The organism is Sphingomonas sp. PP-CE-1A-559 (assembly GCF_004340965.1).
Classification (GTDB): domain Bacteria; phylum Pseudomonadota; class Alphaproteobacteria; order Sphingomonadales; family Sphingomonadaceae; genus Sphingomonas.
Genome location: NZ_SLYA01000003.1, coordinates 188,457 through 212,314, shown reverse-complemented (window position 1 = coordinate 212,314; position 23,858 = coordinate 188,457). Strand labels below are relative to the sequence as shown.

25 protein-coding genes and 1 pseudogene are annotated in these 23,858 nt (G+C 65.8%); 14 read left to right on the top strand and 12 right to left on the bottom strand.

Annotation, left to right across the window (positions count from 1 at the left end; translation table 11 throughout):
- Positions 1 to 201: 201 nt before the first annotated feature.
- The 8 genes from C8J42_RS11270 (at position 202) to C8J42_RS11235 (ending at position 5,123) form a co-directional block, all read left to right on the top strand.
- Complete coding sequence (locus C8J42_RS11270) at positions 202 to 1,014, top strand: shikimate dehydrogenase (protein WP_133020135.1); 813 nt, start codon at positions 202 to 204, stop codon at positions 1,012 to 1,014.
- Complete coding sequence (gene coaE, locus C8J42_RS11265; protein WP_133020134.1) at positions 1,011 to 1,586, top strand: dephospho-CoA kinase; 576 nt, start codon at positions 1,011 to 1,013, stop codon at positions 1,584 to 1,586. Before C8J42_RS11270 ends, coaE begins: the two co-directional genes overlap by 4 nt.
- Positions 1,587 to 1,601: 15 nt before the next feature.
- On the top strand, positions 1,602 to 2,294 hold the full coding sequence (gene dnaQ / locus C8J42_RS11260; RefSeq protein WP_133020133.1) for a DNA polymerase III subunit epsilon: 693 nt from the start codon (positions 1,602 to 1,604) through the stop codon (positions 2,292 to 2,294).
- A gap of 61 nt (positions 2,295 to 2,355) precedes the next feature.
- Positions 2,356 to 2,955 carry a ribosome-associated translation inhibitor RaiA gene (raiA, locus tag C8J42_RS11255; RefSeq protein WP_133020132.1) on the top strand — a complete coding sequence of 200 codons (600 nt, stop codon included), beginning with the start codon at positions 2,356 to 2,358 and terminating at the stop codon, positions 2,953 to 2,955.
- 101 nt (positions 2,956 to 3,056) lie between these two features.
- On the top strand, positions 3,057 to 3,524 hold the full coding sequence (locus C8J42_RS11250; protein ID WP_056064361.1) for a PTS sugar transporter subunit IIA: 468 nt from the start codon (positions 3,057 to 3,059) through the stop codon (positions 3,522 to 3,524).
- The gene (locus C8J42_RS11245) at positions 3,514 to 3,987 is read left to right on the top strand and encodes a PaaI family thioesterase (protein ID WP_133020131.1); all 474 of its coding nucleotides are present in this window, start codon (positions 3,514 to 3,516) and stop codon (positions 3,985 to 3,987) included. The genes C8J42_RS11250 and C8J42_RS11245 overlap by 11 nt, the downstream gene beginning before the upstream one ends.
- Positions 3,984 to 4,310 carry a DUF1491 family protein gene (locus C8J42_RS11240; RefSeq protein ID WP_056487629.1) on the top strand — a complete coding sequence of 109 codons (327 nt, stop codon included), beginning with the start codon at positions 3,984 to 3,986 and terminating at the stop codon, positions 4,308 to 4,310. The genes C8J42_RS11245 and C8J42_RS11240 overlap by 4 nt, the downstream gene beginning before the upstream one ends.
- Positions 4,311 to 4,463: 153 nt before the next feature.
- Positions 4,464 to 5,123 (top strand): cell wall hydrolase, encoded by a 660-nt coding sequence (locus C8J42_RS11235; RefSeq protein ID WP_107964314.1) that lies wholly within the window; start codon positions 4,464 to 4,466, stop codon positions 5,121 to 5,123.
- Positions 5,124 to 5,188: 65 nt separating this feature from the next.
- Here C8J42_RS11235 and C8J42_RS11230 read toward each other — a convergent pair whose 3' ends face one another.
- The 4 genes from C8J42_RS11230 to recQ form a co-directional block, all read right to left on the bottom strand.
- Positions 5,189 to 7,045, bottom strand: a complete 1,857-nt coding sequence (locus C8J42_RS11230) for an AsmA family protein (protein WP_133020130.1) — start codon at positions 7,043 to 7,045, stop codon at positions 5,189 to 5,191.
- An 84-nt stretch (positions 7,046 to 7,129) separates the two neighbouring features.
- The gene (locus C8J42_RS11225; RefSeq protein WP_133020129.1) at positions 7,130 to 7,528 is read right to left on the bottom strand and encodes a hypothetical protein; all 399 of its coding nucleotides are present in this window, start codon (positions 7,526 to 7,528) and stop codon (positions 7,130 to 7,132) included.
- Positions 7,525 to 7,953, bottom strand: coding sequence for a TIGR01244 family sulfur transferase (locus C8J42_RS11220; RefSeq protein WP_133020128.1), 429 nt, complete (start codon positions 7,951 to 7,953; stop codon positions 7,525 to 7,527). The genes C8J42_RS11225 and C8J42_RS11220 overlap by 4 nt, the downstream gene beginning before the upstream one ends.
- Positions 7,950 to 9,719, bottom strand: a complete 1,770-nt coding sequence (gene recQ / locus C8J42_RS11215; RefSeq protein WP_133020127.1) for a DNA helicase RecQ — start codon at positions 9,717 to 9,719, stop codon at positions 7,950 to 7,952. Before recQ ends, C8J42_RS11220 begins: the two co-directional genes overlap by 4 nt.
- Positions 9,720 to 9,859: 140 nt before the next feature.
- Here recQ and C8J42_RS11210 point away from each other — a divergent pair, with 140 nt between their 5' ends.
- Complete coding sequence (locus C8J42_RS11210; RefSeq protein ID WP_133020126.1) at positions 9,860 to 10,831, top strand: hypothetical protein; 972 nt, start codon at positions 9,860 to 9,862, stop codon at positions 10,829 to 10,831.
- 94 nt (positions 10,832 to 10,925) lie between these two features.
- Positions 10,926 to 11,999, top strand: coding sequence for a type I restriction endonuclease (locus C8J42_RS11205; protein ID WP_133020125.1), 1,074 nt, complete (start codon positions 10,926 to 10,928; stop codon positions 11,997 to 11,999).
- Positions 12,000 to 12,359: 360 nt separating this feature from the next.
- On the opposite strand, the gene C8J42_RS11200 is transcribed toward C8J42_RS11205, so the two are convergent.
- The gene (locus C8J42_RS11200) at positions 12,360 to 14,189 is read right to left on the bottom strand and encodes an ABC transporter ATP-binding protein/permease (protein ID WP_133020124.1); all 1,830 of its coding nucleotides are present in this window, start codon (positions 14,187 to 14,189) and stop codon (positions 12,360 to 12,362) included.
- A gap of 121 nt (positions 14,190 to 14,310) precedes the next feature.
- Here C8J42_RS11200 and C8J42_RS11195 point away from each other — a divergent pair, with 121 nt between their 5' ends.
- Positions 14,311 to 14,541 (top strand): hypothetical protein, encoded by a 231-nt coding sequence (locus C8J42_RS11195; protein ID WP_133020123.1) that lies wholly within the window; start codon positions 14,311 to 14,313, stop codon positions 14,539 to 14,541.
- 128 nt (positions 14,542 to 14,669) lie between these two features.
- Here the strand turns inward: C8J42_RS11195 and C8J42_RS11190 are convergent, their stop codons facing one another.
- The 4 genes from C8J42_RS11190 to crtY all read right to left on the bottom strand — a co-directional run bounded on the left by C8J42_RS11190 (position 14,670) and on the right by crtY (position 19,206).
- Positions 14,670 to 15,620 carry a phytoene/squalene synthase family protein gene (locus tag C8J42_RS11190; RefSeq protein ID WP_133020122.1) on the bottom strand — a complete coding sequence of 317 codons (951 nt, stop codon included), beginning with the start codon at positions 15,618 to 15,620 and terminating at the stop codon, positions 14,670 to 14,672.
- A 166-nt stretch (positions 15,621 to 15,786) separates the two neighbouring features.
- Positions 15,787 to 16,368 carry a TIGR00730 family Rossman fold protein gene (locus C8J42_RS11185; RefSeq protein ID WP_133020121.1) on the bottom strand — a complete coding sequence of 194 codons (582 nt, stop codon included), beginning with the start codon at positions 16,366 to 16,368 and terminating at the stop codon, positions 15,787 to 15,789.
- A 196-nt stretch (positions 16,369 to 16,564) separates the two neighbouring features.
- Positions 16,565 to 18,043, bottom strand: coding sequence for a phytoene desaturase (locus C8J42_RS11180; protein ID WP_056053615.1), 1,479 nt, complete (start codon positions 18,041 to 18,043; stop codon positions 16,565 to 16,567).
- Positions 18,040 to 19,206, bottom strand: coding sequence for a lycopene beta-cyclase CrtY (gene crtY, locus C8J42_RS11175; protein ID WP_133020120.1), 1,167 nt, complete (start codon positions 19,204 to 19,206; stop codon positions 18,040 to 18,042). Before crtY ends, C8J42_RS11180 begins: the two co-directional genes overlap by 4 nt.
- A 488-nt stretch (positions 19,207 to 19,694) precedes the next feature.
- Between crtY and C8J42_RS11170 the strand changes: the two genes are divergently transcribed.
- On the top strand, positions 19,695 to 20,249 hold the full coding sequence (locus C8J42_RS11170; protein ID WP_133020119.1) for a GNAT family N-acetyltransferase: 555 nt from the start codon (positions 19,695 to 19,697) through the stop codon (positions 20,247 to 20,249).
- On the opposite strand, the gene C8J42_RS11165 is transcribed toward C8J42_RS11170, so the two are convergent.
- The 3 genes from C8J42_RS11165 to C8J42_RS20340 form a co-directional block, all read right to left on the bottom strand.
- A complete protein-coding gene (locus C8J42_RS11165) occupies positions 20,233 to 20,433 on the bottom strand; it encodes a hypothetical protein (protein ID WP_133020118.1) in 201 nt (66 codons plus the stop codon). The two genes, C8J42_RS11170 and C8J42_RS11165, sit on opposite strands and share 17 nt — an antisense overlap.
- A 117-nt stretch (positions 20,434 to 20,550) precedes the next feature.
- Complete coding sequence (locus tag C8J42_RS11160) at positions 20,551 to 22,512, bottom strand: glycoside hydrolase family 127 protein (protein WP_133020117.1); 1,962 nt, start codon at positions 22,510 to 22,512, stop codon at positions 20,551 to 20,553.
- A gap of 79 nt (positions 22,513 to 22,591) precedes the next feature.
- Positions 22,592 to 22,933, bottom strand: a complete 342-nt coding sequence (locus C8J42_RS20340; protein WP_207897132.1) for a hypothetical protein — start codon at positions 22,931 to 22,933, stop codon at positions 22,592 to 22,594.
- Positions 22,934 to 23,058: 125 nt separating this feature from the next.
- Between C8J42_RS20340 and C8J42_RS11150 the strand changes: the two are divergent.
- Positions 23,059 to 23,504: pseudogene (locus tag C8J42_RS11150) on the top strand (sterol desaturase family protein); the annotation flags it as partial.
- Complete coding sequence (locus tag C8J42_RS11145) at positions 23,401 to 23,790, top strand: DUF2141 domain-containing protein (protein WP_133020451.1); 390 nt, start codon at positions 23,401 to 23,403, stop codon at positions 23,788 to 23,790. The pseudogene C8J42_RS11150 and the gene C8J42_RS11145, both read left to right, overlap by 104 nt.
- Positions 23,791 to 23,858 lie beyond the last annotated feature (68 nt).

Sequence of the window (23,858 nt, the reverse complement as noted above, 5' to 3'; positions counted from 1 at the left end):
CCAGACGGAGGGGGAGGCATGCGACACGCTTGTTCCGTATCCTCCCCCTCCGTCACCTTCGGCGACACCTCCCCCTTGCGGGGGAGGATTGAGTAGGAGCTGCACATGGCAATCCGCCCGAGCTAGACTAAATCCCGTTCACCCGCGAAGGCGGGTGCCCAGACTGGATCCCCGCCTCCGCAGGGAAACACGGAGCCTTGAATGACTCGTCCCTATGCAGAAGTGATCGGCGATCCGATCGCACAGTCGAAATCGCCGCTGATCCACGGCTTCTGGCTAGACGCGCTCGGGATCGACGCGGAATACCGCCACAAGCTCGTCACCGCCGAAGACCTCCCCGCCTACTTCACCGAACGCAAGGCCGACCCAGCCTGGCGCGGGTGCAATATCACGATGCCGCACAAGCTCGCAGCACTCGACCACGTCTCCGATCCCGGCAACGTCCGCGGAACGATCGGCGCGATCAACACCGTGTTTCGCAACCAAGCGGGCGACTGCATCGGCACCAACACCGACGCCGCCGGGTTCTGGGCGCCGATCGACGACCTCGACATCGCTGGCCAGCCCGTCACGGTGATCGGCGCCGGTGGAGCCGCCCGCGCGATCCTGTTCGCGTTGTCGCGGATGGGGGTCGGCCCCGTCACCATCCTCAACCGCAATCCGCTGAAGGGCGCGGCGCTGCTGTCGACGTTCGGCCTCAAGGGCCAGGCGCTCCCGATCGGCCCCGCCGCCCCGCCATCGCGCCTGCTCGTCAACGCCAGCGTACTCGGCATGGCCGGCCAACCACCGCTCGACCTCGATCTCGGCGCGCTCGAACCGGACTCGCTGGTCTACGACATCGTCTATTCCCCGCTCGAAACCGGCCTCCTGAAAGCGGCACGCGCGCGCGATCTCGAAACCGTGGATGGCTTGGAGATGCTGATCGGCCAAGCCGCCGTCGCGTTCGAGATATTGTTCCACGTGGAACCACCGCGCGATCGCGACGACGAACTTCGAACGTTGCTGATCAAATGATCATCGGCCTCACCGGATCGATCGGCATGGGCAAATCAGCCGTCGTCGCAATGTTCGCTGACGAAGCCGTTCCAGTGTTCGACGCCGACGCCACCGTCCACCGACTGCAAGGCATCGGCGGTCGACTCGTCCCCACAATCGAAACTGCCTTCCCCGGCACCACCGCCAACGGCGCAGTTGACCGCGCAAAGCTCGGCGCCGCGGTGTTCGGCAACGACGCCGCGATCAAGCGGCTCGAGGCGATCGTCCACCCCGCCGTCGGCGAAGAACGCGCCGCCTTCCTCGCCAAGCACACGGGCCAGCGAGTCGTCTTCGACGTCCCCCTGCTGTTCGAGACCGGTGGCGACCGCAACGTCGACCTGATCGTCGTCGTCTCCGCCGCCCCCGACGTCCAGCGCGCCCGAGTCCTCGCCCGCACCGGCATGACCGCCGACAAGTTCGCGGCGATCCTCGCGCGCCAGACCCCCGACGCCGAAAAACGCGCCCGCGCCGATCACGTCATCCACACCGACACGAGCTTCGACGCAACGCGCGCGCAAGTCCGGGCGGTGCTTGCATCCTTGGAAATCTGAGCCGATACCATCGAGATGCGTGAGATCGTCTTCGATACCGAAACCACCGGCCTCAGTTTTTCCGGCGGCGACCGCATGGTCGAGATCGGCTGCGTCGAGATGCTCAACCGGGTCGAGACCGGCCGCACCTTCCACGCCTATTACCACCCCGAACGTGACATGCCGGTCGAGGCGTTCAACGTCCACGGGCTGAGCGCGCAGTTCCTCTCCGACAAGCCGAAGTTCGCCGACGCAGTTGAGGATCTGCTCGAATTCGTCGGCGACGCGCCGATGATCGCGCACAATGCCGGCTTCGACTTCTCGTTCCTCAACGGCGAGCTGACCAAGTGCGGGCGCCAGATCGTCCACATGAAGCGGATGGTCGATACGCTGCAGATCGCGCGCAGCCGTCACCCCGGCGCCAAGCATTCGCTCGACGCACTCTGCTCGCGGTTCGGCATCGATCGCAGCCACCGCGTCCTGCACGGCGCGCTGCTCGACGCGCAGTTGCTCGCGCAGGTTTACGTGGAGCTGATGGGCGGTCGCCAGATCGGTCTCGGCCTGCTCGGCGATACCAGCAGCACCGCCGCGACTCCGATCGTCGCACAGGCGCCTCGGGTCGTTCGCCCTGCCCGCGTTTTCGCGGTGAGCGAGGGAGACCTTGCGGCCCATGCTGCGTTTATGAAGGGGATCAAGGATCCGATCTGGGGGGCCGTGGCGTCCGGATGACGCTGGCAGGGTGGAGCCAATAGGACCGCCCGAAGACTGTAACGCCGACAAGGAGACGACAATGGATATCCGGATTTCTGGTCATCAGGTTGACACTGGCGAAGCACTGAACAGCCACGTGGAAGACCGACTCCAGGGTATCGCCGACAAGTATTTCTCGCGCGCCATCTCGGCGGAAGTCACGTTCGGCAAGGGGCCGCACGACGCCGGCTTCAAATGCGACATCGTCTCGCACGTGATGAAGGGCCTCGTGATCAAGGGCCACGGCGACGCCTATGACGCGCGCGCCGCGTTCGATGCCGCCGCCGCCAAGATCGAGACCCAGCTCCGCCGCTACATGCGCCGCCTGAAGGATCGCCATGCCGGCGAAGCGGTCGCGATCGCCGAGAGCAACGGCTATGACAATGCCGGCTACACGCTGTTCCAGGAAAGCATTGAGGAAGACGATGTCGCGGACGCACCGCTGATCATCGCCGAAACGCGCGTCGATATCCCCGAGGCCAGCGTATCCGACGCGGTGATGATGCTCGATCTGCGCAACACCGCCGCGTTGCTGTTCATGAATGCGGGCACCGGCGCGCACAACATGGTCTATCGTCGCGGCGATGGCACGATCGGTTGGGTCGAGCCACAGCGAGTAGCGGCCACTCCGGCCCAATAAAGAAGGGTCCATAAAGGCGCGGGTGTCGAGGCCGCGCCTTTACGCCCCCGCGCAACCCGCTAAGGCGGACGCGCGCGGGGGCGCTTGAGACATTGAACACAATGACCGATTTTAGTGACATGCTGCGTCCCGACGCAGTGCAGACGGGCGTGATTGCCAAAAACAAGAAGGCAGTGTTCCAGCATCTCGCCACGGTTGCGTCTGAGATACTCGATGCCGACCCCAAGATGATCGCCGACCGGCTGGCTGCGCGCGAGAAGCTCGGCTCGACCGGGTTCGGCGGCGGCGTCGCGATCCCGCACGCCAAGCTCGAAGGGCTCGCGCAGGTAACGGGCGTGTTCGCGCGGCTGGCAGAGCCGGTCGACTTCCAGGCGGTCGACGATCTCCCCGTCGATCTCGTCTTCATGCTGCTCTCCCCCACCGACGCCGGCGCGGTCCATTTGAAGGCGCTCGCCCGCGTCTCACGACGCCTGCGCGACAAGGCGTTCCTCGAGAAACTGCGCGGCGGCGGTTCGCCTGACGCGGTCTACGCGCTGTTCACCGCCGACGAGGTCCGCGATGCAGCCTGAGGCGGCTCCTAGTACGGCAGGCGCAGACGCACATTTCCGCGCGCTGGAATCACTCTACGCCCAAGCCCCGATCAACCGTTTCTTCGACTCCTCGCTGGAAATCCCCGAAGCCGGCGTCGCGCGCATCCATTTCACGATCGACGAGCGCCACTACCACGCCGGCGGCGCCGCGCACGGCACGAGCTATTTCAAGATGCTCGACGATGCCGCGTTCTACGCCTGCAACAGCCTGGTCACCGATCGCTTCCTGCTCACCACCGCCTTCAACCTGCTCCTCACGCGCCCGCTGAAGATCGGCCCGGTGATCGCCGAAGGACGCTGGATCAGCGGCAAGCGACGCGTGTTCGTCGCGGACGCGCGACTGATCGATGCGGACGGCGAAGAAGCGGCAAGAGGCACCGGCACCTTCATGCGCTCGCGGATCGCGCTCGCCGGCCTCCCCGGATACCGCAGCGCAGCATGAGCGGTCGTCTCCCTAGCGGAGTCCTCGTCAGCGCCCTGCTGCGGCGCGTCAACGACGCCGGCGGCTTTGGTGCGGTAATGGCGAAAGGCGACCCGCAAGGCGGCGCGATCCTGGTCATCGCGGTCGACAAAGGCGCCCCGCCCCGCCTGCTCGAACGCGGCATCGGACCCGATGGCCGGACCGCGCTGATCGACTCCACCCCTCTCGAAGACCTCGACGGATATTGGCGTCGTCGCCGCGCAAGCGACCCGGATCTCTGGGTAATCGAGGTGGACATCGCAGCGGCGGAACGGTTCGCCGCTGAAACGATCCTCGACGATTGACTCGAAAGCCCCCCCAATAGAGGGGAATTGCAACATTGATTGGCGTTGTGCTGGGACGGGTGCGATCCGGATCAGTTACGCAGTCGGGGGGATGCCTGGACAATCGGCTCGTACGATTGCTTCCGCGGTCCAACCGCATCTGAATAAGTTTGAATGACGATTCTTCAGCGGGCTGCGACGATCGCGGTCATGACCTTCTCTCTCGCCGGCCTGCTCGGCAACAGCGCTCCCGGTCAGGCAACCGGTATCGATCGCTCGACTACCAATCTCACTGCTCTCGCCAATCTAAACGCGCTCTCGCCGCAGAATGTTCCGCAGATCGCTCCAGTTGCCACCACCGTCGCACCTGTCGAGACGAACGCCGAGAACACCGCAGTCAGCCCTGCCGTCGCAGAAGCCGAAGAATTCGACACGCTCGCCCAAGCCGTTGCCGCGCAGGATAGCGCCGCCGCCGACGAAGCGCTCCAGTGCCTTGCCGGCGCGATCTACTTCGAATCCAAGGGTGAGCCGCTGACCGGCCAGCTCGCCGTCGCCGAAGTCATTATCAATCGTGCCAAGTCCGGTCGCTTCCCCGCCAACGTCTGCGCCGTAGTCAAGCAGCGCGGCCAGTTCAGCTTCGTTCGCGGTGGCCAGATCCCCAACATCAACGCCGGCACCGCCTACCGCACCGCGATCGCGGTCGCCAAGGTCGCCCTCGCCGACGCGTGGAACAGCCCGGCCGACAAGGCGCTCTACTTCAACACCCCCGATCGCCGCCCCAGCGTCCGCGCGATCAAGGTCGCCTCGATCGGCAACCACATCTTCTATCGCTGATATCCCCGCGATATCGCCGAAGTCCGACCCCGTCCCGCACCCAGCGGGGCGGGGTTTTTCATATTCTATCGCAGCACCCGCGACGCCAACCCCGCGCAATCCGCATCGCTAGCCGTCGGACCCTGCTTGCCGGTGATCGCCCGGCCGATCGCCTTGAAGATATTCCCCACGGATTTCACCTCCGGCGGGATCGTCACGTGCGGCTGCTGGATCGTCCCGGTCATGTACGCCGATCCCGGCAACTGCAGCAGCGCGTGTTGTTTAGGTGCACCGCTGAGCCGGATGTCGATCGCTTCGGACGGAAACACCACGCTCCCCTGTCCGCGCAACTGGCTGGCGGTGGTATCGACGATCATCGGATCGACCCGCCCTCGCCCCTGCGTCACGGCGAGTTTCACCACCACGCAGCGCAGCCCCGCGCGTTCGCCATCTTTCGCCAGCAACGCGCGCGCCGCATCGAACCCCAGCGCGGCGGCGATCCCCTGCGGCAATTGCCCGTCCCGCGCGACGAACCCGATGCTGCCATCGGCGTTCCCGACCGCAGCCCGGATCGTCTCGCCCGGCCCCTTCAGCCGCACCCGCGCGCTCACATTCCCGCTGAAGTCGCCGCGCCCGCCCGCGAGCGCCTGGACGCTGCTACCCCGCAACCGCAGGTCGATCGCGACGGTCGGCGTCTTGCGATCGCCCCGCTGGTCGACCGTGACCTTGCCGGTAACGGTCCCCTGCGGCAGCCTGGCGACCAGCCGGTCCAGCGTCAGCAACTGGTGATCGATCGCGATCGTCCCCTTGGCGGAGACGATCGGCGACTTCCCCTTGGCCGCGACGATATGCTGGATGCGGAACCCGAACTCGGCGTCGGTCGTGTCGATCTTGCCGATGTCGATCCGCGTATTCGGCACCAGCCTCGGCCCGATCGCCCGCTCCAGTGCTGCGCCCTTCGCCTGCGCCTCGTCCGACGACAGGTCCGCGAAGTCGAACTGGCGCGACACGATATCGCCGTTCACCTTGCTCCGCCCGTCCCGCTTGTCGACCGTCACATGCCCCGCGAAATCCGACCGCCCGACCACGCCCTTCAGCTGCGTGATCGCCCATTTCGGCGAATCGTGGCGGACGTGCGCGCTGAACGACACCGGCTGCGTCCGGAACAGCCCCGCCTCGATCACCGCGTCGATCAGCTTCAGGTCGGTCGCGCGCGCCGTTACGTCGAGCGTCATCGCATCGGTATCGAGCGGCCGGTCCATCACGCCCTTTGCCGAGATCGACAGTCTGTCCCCGTCGATCGACGCGGTGAACGGCCACGGATTGCCCTGCGATCGCTCGATCGACGGCCCCGAGACCGCGATCCGAACGGCCGCCCCACGCACGGTGCCGGTGCCGTTCGCACGGATGCCCGTAACCGGATCGGAGGAGAACCGCGCGATGACCTGCCGCCCCTGTTTGGCATCGCGGTACGAGATCACGCTGTCGCGAATGACGAGACCCTGCAGGTCGTTCGAACTGCCGCCGCTCTTGGCCTTGCCCGGCCGATCCCAGTTGGTCCGCCCCTGCTTGTCACGCACCAGCGCCAGGTACAGTCCGGACGCCTTCACGTCGCGCGGCCCGAATCCGCCCTTCAACAGCGACAGTGCGGAGAAGGTCGCCTCCGCCTCGCGCAACCGCACGAAATCGCCGCTCCCCGCCCACGCCGCCTGCGGAATACGCACCTGCGTGATGCGGATCGTCGGCGAAAAGCCGAACCCGTCGACGCGCTCGATCCCGCCGATGGTCACCGGCCGTCCGAAGCGCGCGGTCAGTTGTCGCTCGATCACGCCTTTCAGCGATCCCCAGGGGAACACGGCGAGCCCGATTACGACCGTAGCCATCACGGCCACGACGACGATGCCGGTGACTTTCACCCAGCGCTTGGCGACCCATCTTCTCATCTACTGCGGCGACGCGTCGAAACGAGAAACGTTCCGCAAGCGTCAGGACCGCTGCCGCAGAATGACCGCGGCGCGTCTGGCTCGCTAGACCCGCACGCTCTTCGGCGCCAACCTGCGGATATCGAGGACATCGACTTGCGCGAGCATCACCGCGCCCAGCGCCTTGTCACCGGTCTCGACCAATATTCCGTCATGCGTCGCGCGCACCGTCCGCCACGATACCTCGCGCACCGTCAGGGTCTTGCCGATCCGCTTTACCGCAGCGACACGCCCGTCATCCGCGATCGCCAGCGCGCCCTGCCCGTCCGCCCCGACAACGGCACCCGCTACGGCGAACCCGCGAAGCTGTGCCTGCGCCGCGTCCGCCGCCTCTTCCGGAGTCTCGATCTTCACGACCCGCCGCATCCGCACGACCACCCAGGCCAGGCCCGCGAGCAACAGCACAACGACGGCCACGATGCCGCCGACGATCGCAGGCGTCATCGCGGCCCTGCGAGCGCGTCCAGCATCGGTCGGATTCCGCGCAGGTCATACCCGGCGTCTTCGGCCTGCGCGAGCAGCAGGTTCGGATTCCGCCCAGCCTTCGCCGCCGCCAGCGCCCACAAATTGCAGCTCCGCGTCCCCGACCGGCAATAGGCCAGCACGGGCCCGTCCGAATCCGTCAGCGCCTGCGTCATCGCGTCGATCTGCGGATGCGAGAACCCCGCATGCGTCACCGGAATCGAGACGTATTTCAGCCCGGCCGCTTCCGCCGCGGCGCGGATCGCATCACCCGAAGGCTGCCCCGCATCCTCATCGTCCGGTCGGTTGTTGACGATCGTCTTGAACCCCGCCGCAGCGATGTCCGCGACTTGCTCGACCGCGATCTGTGGCGCGACCGAAATACTTTCGTTTATTTGCCGTATCATGCGGACTCGCGGATGACCTGGAGGAAGGCATCCCCATAGGCGTCGAGCTTGCGCGCGCCAATGCCTGATAACAGGCTCAGCTCGGCCCGTGACGCCGGCCGCTGCCGCGCAATGTCACGCAACACCGAATCGTGGAAGATCACATACGGCGGAACGCCCGCTTCCTTCGCCAGATCGCGCCGCCGCACGCGCAACGCCTCGAACAGCGGATCGTCCACCGGGTTCGGCGTGGCGCCAACCGCACCCTTGCGCCGCCGCTCGCGCTTCGGCGGCACGACGATCGACACCGCCGCCTCGCCCTTCAGGATAGCCTTCGCCGCCGGCCCGAACTCGAGGCCCCCATGCGGATTGGTCCTGAGCGCATCCTTCAGCATCAGCGCACGCGACACCGGCTTCAGCAACGCGACCTCGTCGCCCTCGACGATCCCGTACACCGACAACGCCTCGTGCCCGTTCATCAGGCTCCGCTCGCTGGACACCCCCGTCAGGATGCCCTCGATATACCCGACCCCGTACATCTGCCCGGTCCGAAACACCGCCGACAGGAATTTCCGCGCGGTCTCGGTCGCATCCACCGCATCGACATTGCCAAGGCAATTGTCGCAATTCCCGCAATCCTCGAGCCGCTCCTCGCCGAAATGCTTGAGCAGGATCCGCCGCCGGCACCCGGCCGTCTCGACCAGCCCGCCCATCGCGGTCAGCCGCTGCCGCTCGCCCGCCTGCCGCTCGGGCTCGACCTCGCCGATCCGCTGCCGCGCGCGCGCGAAGTCCTCCGCGCCCCAGAACAGATGCGCGATCGCCGGGTCGCCATCACGCCCCGCGCGCCCGGTCTCCTGATAATAGGCCTCGATCGATTTCGGCAGCCCGGCATGCGCCACGAACCGCACGTCGGGCTTGTCGATTCCCATCCCGAACGCGACCGTGGCGCAGATCACCATGTCCTCGCTCGCGACGAAATCCGCCTGATTCTTCGCGCGCACCTGCGGATCGAGCCCCGCATGATACGCCCGCGTCGGCCGCCCGCTCCGCCCCAGCGCCTCGGCCAGCTTCTCGGTAGCCGCGCGCGTCTGGGCGTACACAATGCCCGGCCCCGGTATCTTCTCGAGGATATCCGCGATCTGCCGATTGACGTTGTCGCGCCCCGAAATCGCATAGCGGATGTTCGGCCGGTCGAACCCCGACACGATCAGCCCCTCCTGCGAAATCCCCAACTGCTCGAGGATATCGGCGCGGGTATGCGCGTCGGCGGTCGCGGTCAGCGCCAGCCGCGGCACGTCCGGAAAACTGTCGAGCAAAGGCCGCAGCAACCGGTAATCCGGCCGGAAATCATGCCCCCACTCGCTGACGCAATGCGCCTCGTCGATCGCGAAGAGCGACAGCTTGGCCTGGCTGAGCAGGTTCCGAAAACTCTCGTTCGAAGCCCGCTCCGGCGCGACATACAGCAAATCGAGATCGCCAGCCCGAAACCGCGCGATCGTCTCCTCACGGTTCGTATCAACGCTGGTCAAAGTCGCAGCCTTGATCCCCACCGCGGTCGCCGCCCGCAACTGGTCGTGCATCAGCGCGATCAGCGGCGACACGACCACGCACGTCCCCTCCAGCATCGTCGCCGGCAACTGATAGCACAGCGACTTGCCCGCACCCGTCGGCATGACGGCCAACGTCCGCTGCCCCGCGAGCACCCGGTCGACGACATCGCGCTGCACGCCACGAAAATCAGGAAAGCCGAAGATGCGCTGGAGATCGGGAAGGGGGTCGAGTGCCATTGCCATGCGATCTAGGCGTCGCGCAGTCGCCCGTCGAGGGGCGAGCCTGCATTGGTTATCCAATCATTACCGATCATAAACTCGTTGCGAATACGATATGACGCGGCAAGATCGCGGCGCCTGACGCCGGAGACCTCACGATGATCGCCAATATCCTTAGAACCGGCGTGGCGGCATCGGTCCTCGTGAGCAGCGTCGCGCTAGCCGGCGACACGGCCCCGGCCATCCGCGACGTACCGGTCGGCGGAATGATCGCCGCAACGATCGACGGCAAGCCCGTCATCCTGCGCGTCGATCCCGCCGCGCCCGGCCTGGTCTTCGTCACGACCGCGGTCGCCGAGCGACTCGCGCTGAAGGGCGGCGCGTTGGGCCTCGGCTATTCGGTCGGTGGGCAAGGCGCGATGCAGGCGACGACGGTCCGCCCGATGACGTTCGGGACCAATGCGGTAAAGCGGCGGATCGGCTTTCCGAGCCGCAAGCACGAGCCCAAGGGAAAGGCTGCGGACCTGCGCTGGGTCGGGCGACCCTATGCCGATGTCGGCGACGGCAGCATCGGCCCGGCGTCGCTGCCCGAACCCGTCGTGCGCATCCTCCTGAACGCGCCGCGCGCCGACGAGCGGACCGTCGCGTTGCCGATGGTCGACGGCGGCGGCCTGCTGGGCAAGCTCTCCGGGACCTTCGCGCAGATCATGATAGGCGGCCAGCCGATCCGGGTCCGCTTCGATCCCTATCATCCGCGCACGACCGTCACCGCCAACGCCGCCACGCTGATCGCGCAGGCGCAGCGCGGCACGCTGGCCGGCCTCACCGCACCGGTCGAGATCGCCTTCGGTATCGCCCGACCCGTCCGCACGATGACGCTCGCCACCCCGCTCCTCGTCGGCCCGCTCGCGCTATCGTCGCTCGGCGTCCGCACCACCGACGTCGGCAACGCCGCCGCGATCCCCGATGCTGACGCGCCGCCACCCGACCCCGACGAGATCGTCGTCGTCGCCAAGGGCAAGCGCGACGCCAACCGCGATCGCCTGACGATCGGCGCCGACCTGCTCGATCGCTGCTCCAGCATCGTCTTCGACAAACCCGCCAAGCAGATCCGCCTCACCTGCGGGTAGACTCGGTCGATATCCGGCCAGTCTATCGCGGACCGGTCATGGACCGCGACCCTCCATGCCTCCATCCTCCCCCGTTCAATCCGGGGGGACGCGCATGGAACTGAACATCAGGCTGGCCGAACTGCAGAAGCGCACGATCGAACATCGCGAAGTCCTCCTGACCGAGGAAGCGGCGAAGACCGCGCTCGTCATGCCGTTCCTCCAGTCGCTCGGCTACGACGTCTTCAACCCGTCAGAAGTCGTCCCCGAATTCACTGCGGACGTCGGCACCAAGAAGGGCGAGAAGGTCGACTACGCGATCTGCGCGGGTGGCAAGGTGTCGATCCTGATCGAGTGCAAGCCGTCTTCGGTCCAGCTCAACGTCAATCACGCGGGGCAATTGTTTCGCTATTTCAGCGTCACCGACGCGCGCCTCGCGGTGCTGACCAACGGCGTCGTCTACCAATTCTATTCGGACATCGAGCGTCCGAACAAGATGGACGACAAGCCGTTTTTCACCTTTACGATGGACGCGATTAAGCCCGGCGACATCCGCACGCTCGAGAAATTCACCAAGGCCGCGTTCGACATCGACAAGATCGTCCAGGAGGCCGGCAACCTCAAGACGCAGTCGCTGATCCGCCTCGAACTGGAAAAGGAGTTCGCCGAGCCCTCCGACGAGTTCGTTCGGATGATGGCGCAGCGTGTCCACGGCGGCCGCCTGACGCCCGCGATCAAGGACGGCTTCGCCAAGCTCCTCGCGCCCGCGATCGCCGCGCTGATCCGCGATTTCGTCAACGACCGGCTGTCGTCGGCACTGAAGGCGTCGAGCCCGGTCGAGGACCTGCCGCTAGGCGCCGACGACGACCCCTCCGACGGCGACGGCATCGTCACCACGCAGGAGGAGATTTCCGGCTTCCACATCATCCAGGCGATTGCCTCGCGCTTGGTCGACCCGAAACGTGTGATCGTCCGCGACGCGAAGTCGTACTGCGCGATCCTGCTCGACGACAACAACCGCAAGACGATCGCACGGATGCACTTCAACGGCATCACGACCAAGTATCTCGGGATGTTCGCCGGCAAGGACGAAACACGTCATCTGCTGTCCGACCTGACGCACATCTACCAATATTCGGCAGCGATCGAGGCAAGGTTGCGCGAGTTGGATCCGTCGATTCCGGCGTAGGGCGCGCTCCCGATCGTTCCCCCGCATCCAAAGACCTACCACCCCGGCGAAGGCCGGGGCCCAATTGGAAAGGTAGGAGTAACGGAGCGCAGTCGCCGTCAGTAACGTCCCCCAATTGGGCCCCGGCCTCCGCCGGGGTGGTGGATTGGGTGGACTCACATTCTTCATTTCCGTGTTTCCCCGCGAAGGCGGGGACCCAGACTGGGCTCCCGCCTTCGCGGGAGAACAAGGAAGAGGCTGCCGTTCGAATGCGGCCGCCGTATTTGCTTTACGGGATGAGAGCGGTCCCGACGCAGCGGGAGCGGCGGCGTGGGCGTGAGCGCGCCTATAAACGACGGCTACGCACGGCGGCCCGCATCCCTACTCCGCCGCCAGCGCCCCATCATCATCCCCAGCGCGCTCCTGCGCCTGCCGGTTCCACATCTCCGCATACACGCCACCCTGCCGCAGCAACTCCGCGTGCGTGCCCTTCTCAACGATCCGCCCCGCCTCCAGCACGACGATCTGGTCCGCATGCACCACGGTGGACAGCCGGTGCGCGATCACGATCGTCGTCCGCCCGCGCTCGATCGCCTCCAGCGTGTCGAGGATTTCCGCCTCGGTCCGGCTATCCAGCGCCGACGTCGCCTCGTCCAGGATCAGGATTGGCGGGTTCTTGAGCAACGTCCGCGCGATCGCCACGCGCTGCTTCTCGCCCCCCGACAGCTTCAACCCGCGCTCACCGACCCGCGTCTCATACCCGAGCGGCTGGCGCTCGATGAACCCGGCGATCGCCGCACCCTTCGCAGCCATCTCGACCTCGGGCATCTCCGCCCCCTCACGCCCATAGGCGATATTGTACCCGATCGTGTCGTTGAACAGCACCGTATCCTGCGGCACAATCCCGATCGCAGCGCGCAACGACGCCTGCCGCACCTGCGCGATATCCTGCCCGTCGACGGTGATCCGCCCGCCCGTCAGGTCGTAGAACCGGTACAGCAACCGCGCGAGCGTGGACTTCCCCGCGCCCGACGGCCCAACGACAGCCAACGTCGATCCAGCCGGCACGTCCAGCTCCAGGTCGCGAAGGATCGGCCGCCCAACATCATACCCGAATGACACCCCCTCGAACCGCACATGCCCCGCGCTAACCGCCAGCGCTGGCGCACCCGGCGCATCCACGACCGTCGCGGGCGTATCGATCAGGTCGAACATCGCCGCCATGTCGAGCGCGCCCTGCCGGATCGTGCGATACACCATCCCCAACAGGTCGAGCGGCCGGAACAGCTGCGCCAGCAGCGTCGACACGAACACCACGTCGCCAGCGGAGGCGAGCCCACGGCTCCACCGCCACACGACGAAGCCCATGCCCCCCGCCAGCATCAGATTGGTGATCAGCGCCTGGCCGAGGTTCAGCCACGCGAGCGAATTCTCGCTCTTCACCGCCGCCTCGGAATAGGCCGTGATCGCGCTGTCGTAGCGCTTCGCCTCGCGCTCCTCCGCGCCGAAATACTTCACCGTCTCGAAGTTCAGCAGCGAATCCACCGCATGCGCGACGGCGCCGGTATCGAGGTCGTTCATCCGCGCGCGCAAGGCATTGCGCCAGTCGGTCACCATCCGCGTGAAGAGGATATAGCCGACCACCATCACCACGGTCGCAACGACCAGCGGCCAGCCGAACTTGGTCCAGAACAGCCCGAGCACCAGCACCAGTTCGAACACGGTGGGCGCGATGTTGAACAGCAGGAAGTACAGCATCGTGTCGATGCTCTTGGTGCCCCGCTCGACCACCTTGGTGACCGCGCCCGTCCGCCTGGACAGATGGAAATCAAGGCTCAGCGCATGGAGGTGGCGAAACACCTGTGCCGCCAGCCGCCGCGACGCGTCCTGCCCGACGCGCTCGAACACCGCGTTGCGCAGATTGTCGAACAGCGTCGTCCCGAACCGCGACGCCGCATACCCGACCACCAGCAGCACGACGAGCGTCAGCGCCCCGCGATCGTTCCCCGCCATCCGGTCGACCGCGTATTTCAACGTGAACGCGGCGCCGAAAACCTGGATCAGCTTCGACGCGATCACGAGCAGCATCGCGACGACGATCCGCGCCTTCAGCTTGGGCTGCCCCGCCGGCCACAGGAACGGCAGGAAGCGGCGGAGCGTCGGCAGCAAGGGCTGGTCCGCGCGGGTGGAGGTGTACGTATCAGGGGGCATGGATCGATGCGATGTAGGCGCAGTCAAGCCCCGGCGAAAGCAGTTGGGGGAACAATCCTGCCACTTCGTCGCTTTTGTTATCGTGTCCGATGTCGGCCACCGCGATCCACGGGAGAATGAAATGGAACCGCTGTTCTACGTCATGGCCATCATGGGCTGCGGTGACGGCAATGTGAATTGCACCGAGGCGCGGGTCATCCCGGCGCGCTACGAGACGATGGCCCAGTGCCGTGCGGCGCTCCCCGATCAGTTGGCGCAGAATACCGACGTTCCGTATCCCATGATCGGTGCCAACTGCCGTGCTCAGGGCCAATTGATGGCAAAGACCAGTAAGGCGAAGTCGCAGGGCTGAGGCTTATCGGTTCCTGCAACGCGCGGGCACCACACCCCCCGTTCGTGCTGAGCGAAGTCGAAGCACTTGAGTCTCATGTCCTTCGACTTCGCTCAGGACGAACGGATGGGGGTGGGATGGGAGCGAAATCAAACCCGAGGCCGCGTCCACAACCGAGCATCGCGCACAGTCCGCGGATACAGCGTATCCCGCCGCGCCGCCTCCCGCGCCGCCGTCACGATAAACCCCAGTTTCTGCATCCCCGACGTCGTCACCCGGTGATCCCACGCATGCTCCCCCCGAGCCGCCACGGTCCGCCCGATCGCCCCATAAATCCCCGCCGCCGACAACACCGCCCAGGCAGACCGGAAAGACAACGCCGGGGTTCCCTCCCGCGCGCTAGCCTCGAACGCCGCCGCCCGATCCGCCATCCGCCGCGTCAACACCGCGAGCCGCGACCGGAACGGCGGCTTCATGTGCTGACCCGGCGGAAAGTCCATCTCGACCAGCCACTCCTCGGGCAGATAGCATCGCCCTACGCGGTCATCCTCCTCGACATCGCGTGCGATATTGGCGAGCTGGAACGCCATCCCCAGGTCGCATGCACGGTCGAGCGTATCCTCGTCGTCGGGATCGACGCCCATCGCGATCGCCATCATGCACCCGACGACGCCCGCGACATGGTAGCAATATTTGTAGAGATCGTTCTCCGACCGCGGCCGCCACTCGCGCGCATCGAGCGCAAACCCCTCGACCAGATCGCGCGCGAACCGCTTCGGCAGCCGAGTCTCGGCCGCGAAAATCCGCAACGCATCGAACGCCGGCTCGCCGACCACTTCCCCCGCGAGCGCCTGCTCGGTCATCGCCGACAGCGCCACCAACCGCGCCGGAGCGTCGTCGACCACGGTCATGCCGTGCCCATGATCCTGCCCATCCGCGATATCGTCGCACCGCCGGCACCAGGCATACAGCAGCCAGGCCCGCTCGCGCGTAGGCTTGTCGAACAGCAGGCTGGCAGCGGCAAAACTCTTCGACCCCCGCGAGATCGACTCATGCGCGGTAGCAACGATCGCCTCGCGGGAGGGCAGGGTATAAGTCACGAGATCACCCCGCCAACTACCACCCCGGCGAAGGCCGGGGCCCAATTGGAAAGGTTAGAGTAATTGCGCGCAACGCTAACCAACTTGCGTTCCCCAATTGGGCCCCGGCCTTCGCCGGGGTGGCGGCGAGCGTTTGGGTGGCAGGTGTCTAGGTGAGCCCGGAACCTCACAAATCCGACGCGTTCATCCGCACGATCGGCTGCGTCGGCACGTGGCGCCCCATCCGGTCGAGCAGCACATCCAGCGTATCCGCCACAATCAGCAGATCCCGATGCTGCGGCCGCAAGAAGCCAACCTCGCCCATCTTCTCCCAGAACGCGATCAGGTGATCGTAATAGCCCGCCGTATTCAGCAACCCGACCGGATCCGCATGATAGCCAAGCTGTGCCCAGCTCAACGCCTCCCACAACTCGTCCATGGTCCCCGTTCCGCCCGGAATCGTCACGAACCCGTCGGAGAGATCGGTAAACATCTGCTTGCGCTGATGCATGCCGCTGACGACGTGCAATTCGGTAAGCCCCCGGTGCGCGACCTCCGCATCGACCAGCGCCTGCGGAATGACGCCGATCACCTCGCCGCCGCCCTCAAGCGCCCCATCCGCGATCGCACCCATGAGCCCGGTCCGCCCACCGCCATAAACGAGGCCAATCCCCCGCTCGGCAAAGGCGCGCCCAAGCGCCCGAGCGCCCTCGATATAGACAGGATCAGCCGGCGTAGCCGACCCGCAATACACAGCAAGTCTCTTCATCCCGCCTCGCTAGGGGAAGCGCGCAGGGTGCCGCAAGGAAAGAATGGGTTCACGCGGAGACGCGGAGACGCGGAGGTGTTTCTTTCCGGACAGCGCGTGCGCTGTCTTCACGCAAGTTCAGCAAATCGTTGGAGACACGGTCGCTACGCGACAAGCGCAACACCTCCGCGTCTCCGCGCCTCCGCGTGAACAAACCTTACTTCTCACCCTCAAGCATCAACCGAGCCGTAGCCTTCGCGCTACCCACGACCCCCGGAATCCCGGCGCCCGGATGCGTTCCAGCGCCCACGAAGTACATATTCGGAATATGCTCGTCGCGGTTGTGCACCCGGAAATACGCACTCTGCGTCAGCACCGGCTCCAGCGAGAACGCGCTACCCAGATGCGCGTTCAGATCCTCCGCGAAATCCTTCGGCGCGTACGAGAACTTCGTCACGATCCGCTCATGGATATCCGGGATCAACCGCCGCCCGATCTCGTCGAGGATGCGCTTCTCCAGGATCGGCGCGATCTCGTCCCAGTCGACCGGGAATTTCCCCAGATGCGGCACCGGCGCCAGCGCATAGAAGGTCGAATGCCCCTCCGGCGCCAGCGACGGATCGGTCACCGTCGGATGATGCAGGTACAGCGAAAAGTCCTCGCTCAGCACGCCATGATCGTAAATGTCCTCGAGCAGCCCCTTATAGCGCGGCCCGAACAGGATCATGTGGTGCGGAATGCCCGGCCACGTGCCCTTGATCCCGAAATGCACCACGAACAGCGACGGCGAATATTTCTTCCGCTCGAGCGACCCGGTTTTCCGCTTGGCACTGCGCGACGTCGCCAGCAGGTCGCGATAAGTGTGCATGATGTCGCTGTTCGCCGCGATCGCATCCGCCTGACCCGACCAGCCGCTAGCGCACGTCACGCCCGTCGCCCGGTCGCCCAGAGTCTCGATCGACGTCACGGGATCGTCGAGCCGCAGCACGCCGCCTAAGCGCTCGAACTGCGTCACCAGCGCCGCGACCAGCCGGTTGGTCCCGCCGCGTGCGAACCATACCCCGCCATCACGCTCCAACTTGTGGATCAGCGCATAGATCGCGCTCGTCGTCATCGGATTGCCGCCGACCAGCAGCGTGTGGAAGCTCAACGCCTCGCGTAGTTTCTCGGACTTCACGAAGCTCGACACGATCGAATAGACCGACCGCCACGCCTGGTATTTCGCCAGCGCGGGCGCCGCCTTGATCATCGACCCGAAGTCGAGGAACGCGACATGGCCCAGCTTCTCATAGCCTTCGTGAAAGACACCCGCCGAATATTGCAGGAACTTCTCGTATCCCGCCCAGTCGCCCGGATGCAGCTTCTCGATCTCGGCGCGCATCTGCACGTCGTCGTTGGTATAGTCGAAATTCGTCCCGTCGGGCCAGTTCAGGCGGTAGAACGGCAGCACCGGATCGAGCGTCACGTCCTCGCTCATGTCACGCCCGGTCAGTGCCCACAATTCGCGCAGGCAGTCCGGATCGGTGATGACCGTCGGGCCCGCGTCGAACGTGAACCCGTCTCGCTCCCAGAAATACCCGCGCCCGCCCGGCTTGTCACGGCTCTCGACGATCGTCGTCTGCACGCCCGCGGATTGCAGCCGGATCGCGAGCGCCAGCCCGCCGAAACCTGCGCCGATGACTATTGCGGTCTTCATGATGACATACTGCCTGCGATGGCGCGGACGGCGCGCACGATGGGGACGGGGGGCTTGCCGGTCAGAACGCGCGCCTTGTCGGAAAGCGTCGAGCGTCCGGCGTAGAAACGGCCGATGAGCGAGGGTGAGAGGCGGTAGAAGCGCTCGAGGATGCGGTAGCGTTCCTCCGGCTCGGCGGCGCGGAACAACATCGTGTCGAGCATCCGGTAGAAGCCCCGGCTTTTCCAAGTCGCCTGCGCCATAGCATGCGTCGCATCGTGGAGTTTCGCGCCCGTGAAATCGCTGAGCCCTGCAAGCATCGCCGCGGTCCGCACCGCATCGGGCAGCGAGTACCCCGTGGTCGGATGAAACATCCCCGCGCGCATGCCGGCCTTGGCCACCCGAGCGCCGCCCGACCGCCAATACGCCTCGAAATCGCCTCCCATCGCGACCGGCAGCACGCCCGACTCCTCGCGCACGACGCTCTCGACCGACCAGCCACGCGCCGTGACATAGTCGTCGATCCGCGCGCCGAGCACAGGAATATCGAGATCGGACGTGTCGCTATAATAGGTGTCCTCGACGAACATCCGATCCGCGGCGAACGGCAGGCAGTAGACGAACCGATACCCGTCGATCTGCGGTATCGTGGCGTCCATCACCATCGGCTTTGGCGCCTCGTGCGGCACGCTCAACGCCAGTTCGCGCCCGAGAAACTTCTGCCAAGCGAGATCGAGCAGCGACAGATCGCCCGCCCCCCGCGCATCGATCACGCCGGTCGCCTCGATCCGGTCGCCATCCGCCAGCACGACAGCCGTCGCACTCGCCCCCGACACCTTCCGCCCCAGCATCAAAGCATGCGGCGGCAGCACGCGGCGCACTTCGCGATCAAGCCGCGTGCTCTCGATCGAATAATAGGTCGCATCGATCGTCCGTTCGTGCGCCGGAAACCGCACGTCGTACCCACGCCAGGCATGCACCACGAGCGGCGCGACGATCCAGCGATCACCTTGCGCCACGTCGCTCCCGAAGAACGACCAGAGGTGATTGCCGCCGACGACTCGCGCAGCGTCGATCAGCCGCACGTCGAGCGCCGGATGCTTTGCTTTCAACGCCAGCGCTATCATCCCGCCGGCCAAACCCGCGCCAACGATCGCAACGTCGCAGGAGATCGTCGATGCCATGCCTCCGACTAGCGCAAAGCGGGGGACACGAAAACAACCTTTCCGAACCAATCGCCCGCGAAGACAACCTGCGTTGCCGGGGCAGGGGGGGAGTGGCTCTCTTAGTATCCTCCCCCGCCAGGGGGAGGTGGCTGGCCCTCGCCAGACGGAGGGGGAGGAAAGGGAAACCTCCGTTCCGCATCCGCCCCCTCCGTCACCTCCGGCGACACCTCCCCCTGGCGGGGGAGGATTGAGCATCGCGATGCCTGAACTGTGTGAACCGTACGAAGAGGAAAAGCCCAACCTGCCCCCCTCCCTGGAAGGGAGGGGCTGGGGGTGGGTCGGCTTCCACAAGTTCGAACGCGCGTATCTAAGGGTGGACTGGCCTCCGCAAACCGGAACGCCAGCGGCTCAAGCGGGCCAACCCACCCACGACCCCTCCCTTCCAGGGAGGGGAGAGTGCGCGGCGACGGATACCCTTCCACCAAGATCGCTCTTAGACAGCACGAATGCCCACATCCGCCCCCACGCTAACTACAGCCCGGCTAACCCTAACCGCCCACGCCGCCACCGACCTCGAAGACTGCGCCACAATGTGGACCGACCCGCGCGTCTACACGACCATCGGCGGCCAGCCCCGATCGCGCGAGGAGGTCTGGATCCGCCTCCTCCGCTCGGTCGGCCAATGGACGCTGTTCGGCTACGGCAGCTGGATCGCCCGAGCCACCGCCACAGGCCACCTCATCGGCGAACTCGGCCTGATCGAAGCACGCAGAGCCATCGAGCCCCCGATCGACGCGGCTCCAGAAATAGGCTGGACGCTAGCCGGCGACGCGCAAGGCAAAGGCTACGCTTCCGAAGCGCTCGCAGCAATCCTCGCCTGGACCGACGCGCGCATCCCCACGACGACCTGCATAATAGACCCCGCCAACGCCCCCTCGATCCGCCTCGCGGAACGGCTAGGCTACCGCCTGCGCACCACGGGGACCTACCGAGACGCGCCGATCCTGATCTTCGACCGAGCCGCGGCGTCGCAAAGTCCCGGCGCTATTTCTGCGCAGTAACCACCGGAGTCTGCACCGACGCGATCGGCATGGGATCGCCCGCCCGATCGTAGAACGCCATCAACACCAGCCCGAGCGCCAATATACTCCCCGCGATCACATAGATCAGGCTCTTGTGATCCTTGCCGGAATTGGCGCTGGTATTCGTGCCGGTATCCCCGCGCGCGGCGTTTTGATGTGCCATGCATCTCTCTCCGTATTGGCAGGTCATCCTGCTCTGGAGGGCGAGGCTATCAGGTTTCGCCGCACTGCATAGAGGCTATCGCAACCGCATCGGACGTGCGGAAATACACCGCCCGACCTAAGCCAATCCCGGCGCGATCGGCCAATAGGTCGCATACCGCTCATGCGCGACGCGGAAATACGGCACCATCCGCACCGGCTGCCGGTCCGCCGCGGCAATTGTGAACTCCAGCGGCCGCTCCCCCGCCCGCATCCCCCGCGCGATCGTGTCGGGATCGCCCGCCAGCGTCGGCGGCGTGAACGGCGCGGCGTTATACTCGCCATATTTGCGCTCGTTGACGATGATGTCCGATCCCGGCGCCAGGCCATCGCGCCCGAAGCTCCCCGCCATCACCAGCGGCCCGTAAGTGAACGCAACGATATCCGGTGCGGCCGGCGATCGCTCGACCCCGGCGCGCATATCCAGCCGCAGTTCCACCGTATCGCCGTCGCGCCACCCCCGCGCCAATTCCAGATACCGCCCCGGACTGGTCGACCGCACCGCCTCGACCCCGTTCACCAGCACCACCGCGGTCCGGCTCCACCCTGGGTGACGCAGCTTCAGCGTCAGCTCGGCCGGTCGCTTCAACGTCCAGCGCAGCGTCGTCGTCGCCGCATCGGGGAACGCCGTCACCTGCGTCAACACCGCGTCCTTGTCCTTCCACCGCACGGCGGAGGGCACGAACAGGTTCACGTACAGCGCACGGTCGTCGTGGAAATAGATCGAGTCGCGGTATTTGACGTGGTTCTCCATCCCCGTGCCGGTGCAGCACCAGAACGAGTTCTCGGGCGTGTGATACAGCTTCATGTAGCCCGGCCGCGCACCCTGGAAGTACGTCGCCATGCCGCTGTCCGGGTCCTGCGACGCGAGAATTCCGTTATACAGCGTCCGCTCGTAATAATCGGCATAGCCCGCCTGCGGATCGTGCAGGAACAGCGCCCGCGTCAACTTCAGCATGTTGTGCTGGCAACACGTCTCCGATCCCTTCGCCGACAGGACGTGCTCGGCGAAATCGGCGACCGGAAAGAAATGCTCGTTGTCGCCGTGCCCGCCGGTCGCAAACGACCGCGTCAGCGCCACCGTCTTCCAGAAGAATTCGGACGCATCGCGGTATTCGGGCTTCCCCGTCACCTCCCACACCCGCTGGAAGCCGATGATCTTCGGCACCTGCGTATTGGCATGCAGCCCGTCGAGATGGTCGCGGCTCTTGGCCAGTGGCGCAAGGATCGCCTTGTGTGAGAACCGCTCCGCCATCGTGCGATACTCGGCGGTCCCGGTCATCGTGTAGAGGTCGGCGAACACCTCGTTCATGCCGCCATGCTCGGTATCCAGCATGGTCTCGAACTGCGCGTCGCTCAGCGGACGGCTCGCGACCACCGCCCAGTCCGCCAGCCGCAGCAGCACGGCACGCGCCGTGTCGCTGTCCGCCAGCAGCGTCGCATCGCGCAGGCCCGCATACACCTTGTGCAGCGTGTACCACGGCACGCCGGTGATCGGATCGCCGCGCAGATGCGCCGCCACCAGCGCCGGCCCGTCGGGGAACGCGCAGACCAGCCCGGTCCCCGACGCCGCCTGGCACGCTGCCAGTTCGCGCGCGATATGGTCGATTCGCGCCTTGAACCGCCGGTCGCCGGTCGATCGATAGGCCAGCGCACACGCGGACAGATAATGCCCCAGCGTATGCCCGTGGCAATTGATGTCCGCCCACAGCGGATCCGATTCCCAACCGCCATAGACCGGTGCTTTCGGTGCCAGCCCGGCATTGACGCGGAAATTGTGGAGCATCCGGTCGGGTTGCAGCGTGAGCAGATACGCCTCGGTCTTGCGCTGCGCATGCAGGAACGGCCCCTCGCCAAGCGTGACGTCGGCCAAATCGAACGCCTGCAACTTTGCGGTCGGCACCGTCGCCGGCACCGCACCTTGCGGCACGAACGCAAACGCCTGCGGACCGATCGACAGGGTGCCCGCGGTCAGCGCACCGGTCGCGACACCCGTCAGGAATTTCCGGCGGGATTGGCCCCCGCGGCACAGCTCGACCATAACGACACCCTCTTATGCTCTCATTATTTGTCTGAGTAGCAGGCGTGTCATCCGGGCGAAAGAGGCAGGATATCGAGAGTCAGGGCACCCGGTGTGCGCAGACATAGCCGGCGAACCGGGGCACGAGCCGGGTCGTCTGCATCGCGCCCATCGTCGCCGAGGTCTGGCACGCCAGCCCGTCGCGGTGGGCGCAACGCCGGTCCGCGGTATTGACGGCAGCCAGCCGCGCGCGGTCCAGCCGCGACAGGCTCCGCTCGAACCCGTCCTGGAGATAATCGAGGTCGCCGGGGGTAATCGTCCGTACACGGCGTGCCGGGCACAGCCTGTCGGTACGCCGCCCCAACGCCTCGAACCCTGCACGGGTCGCGGGGGGCATACCGGAATACCCGGTCACGGTCAGGATCGACGCGAGCAGAACCATCGACGTCTCCATCATGCTGTAATCGCCTGCGACTATCACGCACCTGCGACGACGTCTTGCGGCCCCCCCTTTGTCGGGGCGATCCGATCGCGGCGATCCGATCGCGGCGATCCGATCGAGGCGATCCGATCGGGGTGATCACCGGCGCTGTGGTAATTCCGCTACTGGTGCGGTTGATTCCGATCAACATCGGCGCGCCGGGTCTGGTACTGACGATCACGACGGCTATGGGGTAACCATCGCATGAGGTGGGGAGGTTTTCCCCCGGTTCATGTGGCGGGGCGCATGGGGCGGCTGGCTGATCACGGCGAGCCATCATCGGCGACATCACGAACGACACGGGTGCAACTATGGCCTCTATTTCCGATTTTGGGATCGGCTCTGCGGCACCGACAGGCAGCGCGGCGATCTTGCCAGCGCGCATGCGAAAGCGGCTGTTCGTCGTGGCGGCAGCAACGACGTGGGCGATGCTGTCGGCGGCCGCGCCCGTCACGCGGCTCGACGTTCAGGTCGACAATCTCCGCTCGTCGAAGGGGATGATCCGGATCTGCCTCACCGCGGACCCCGATAATTTCCCCGCCTGCGTCGACGATGCCAAGGCACTGACGCGAACGCTGCCCGCCAGCGTCCACGCCACCAGCTTTTCGGGCCTGCCGCAGCGCGGCTATGCGCTCGCGATCATCCATGACGAGAACAGCAATGCGAAGCTCGACACGATCGCCGGCATCCCGCGCGAGGGCTATGGTTTCTCGCGCAATGCCGCCGTACGCTTCGGCCCGCCGCGTTTCGATGCCGCCCGGTTCATGCTTGCCGGTGATGCCGAAATGCAACAGGTAAAAATGCGTTACATCTTCTGACCGATCGCAGCGGACCGAAAACGGTTTTACCGCGTTGCGACGTGGAACCTTTTTCTCCGGAGCATTTC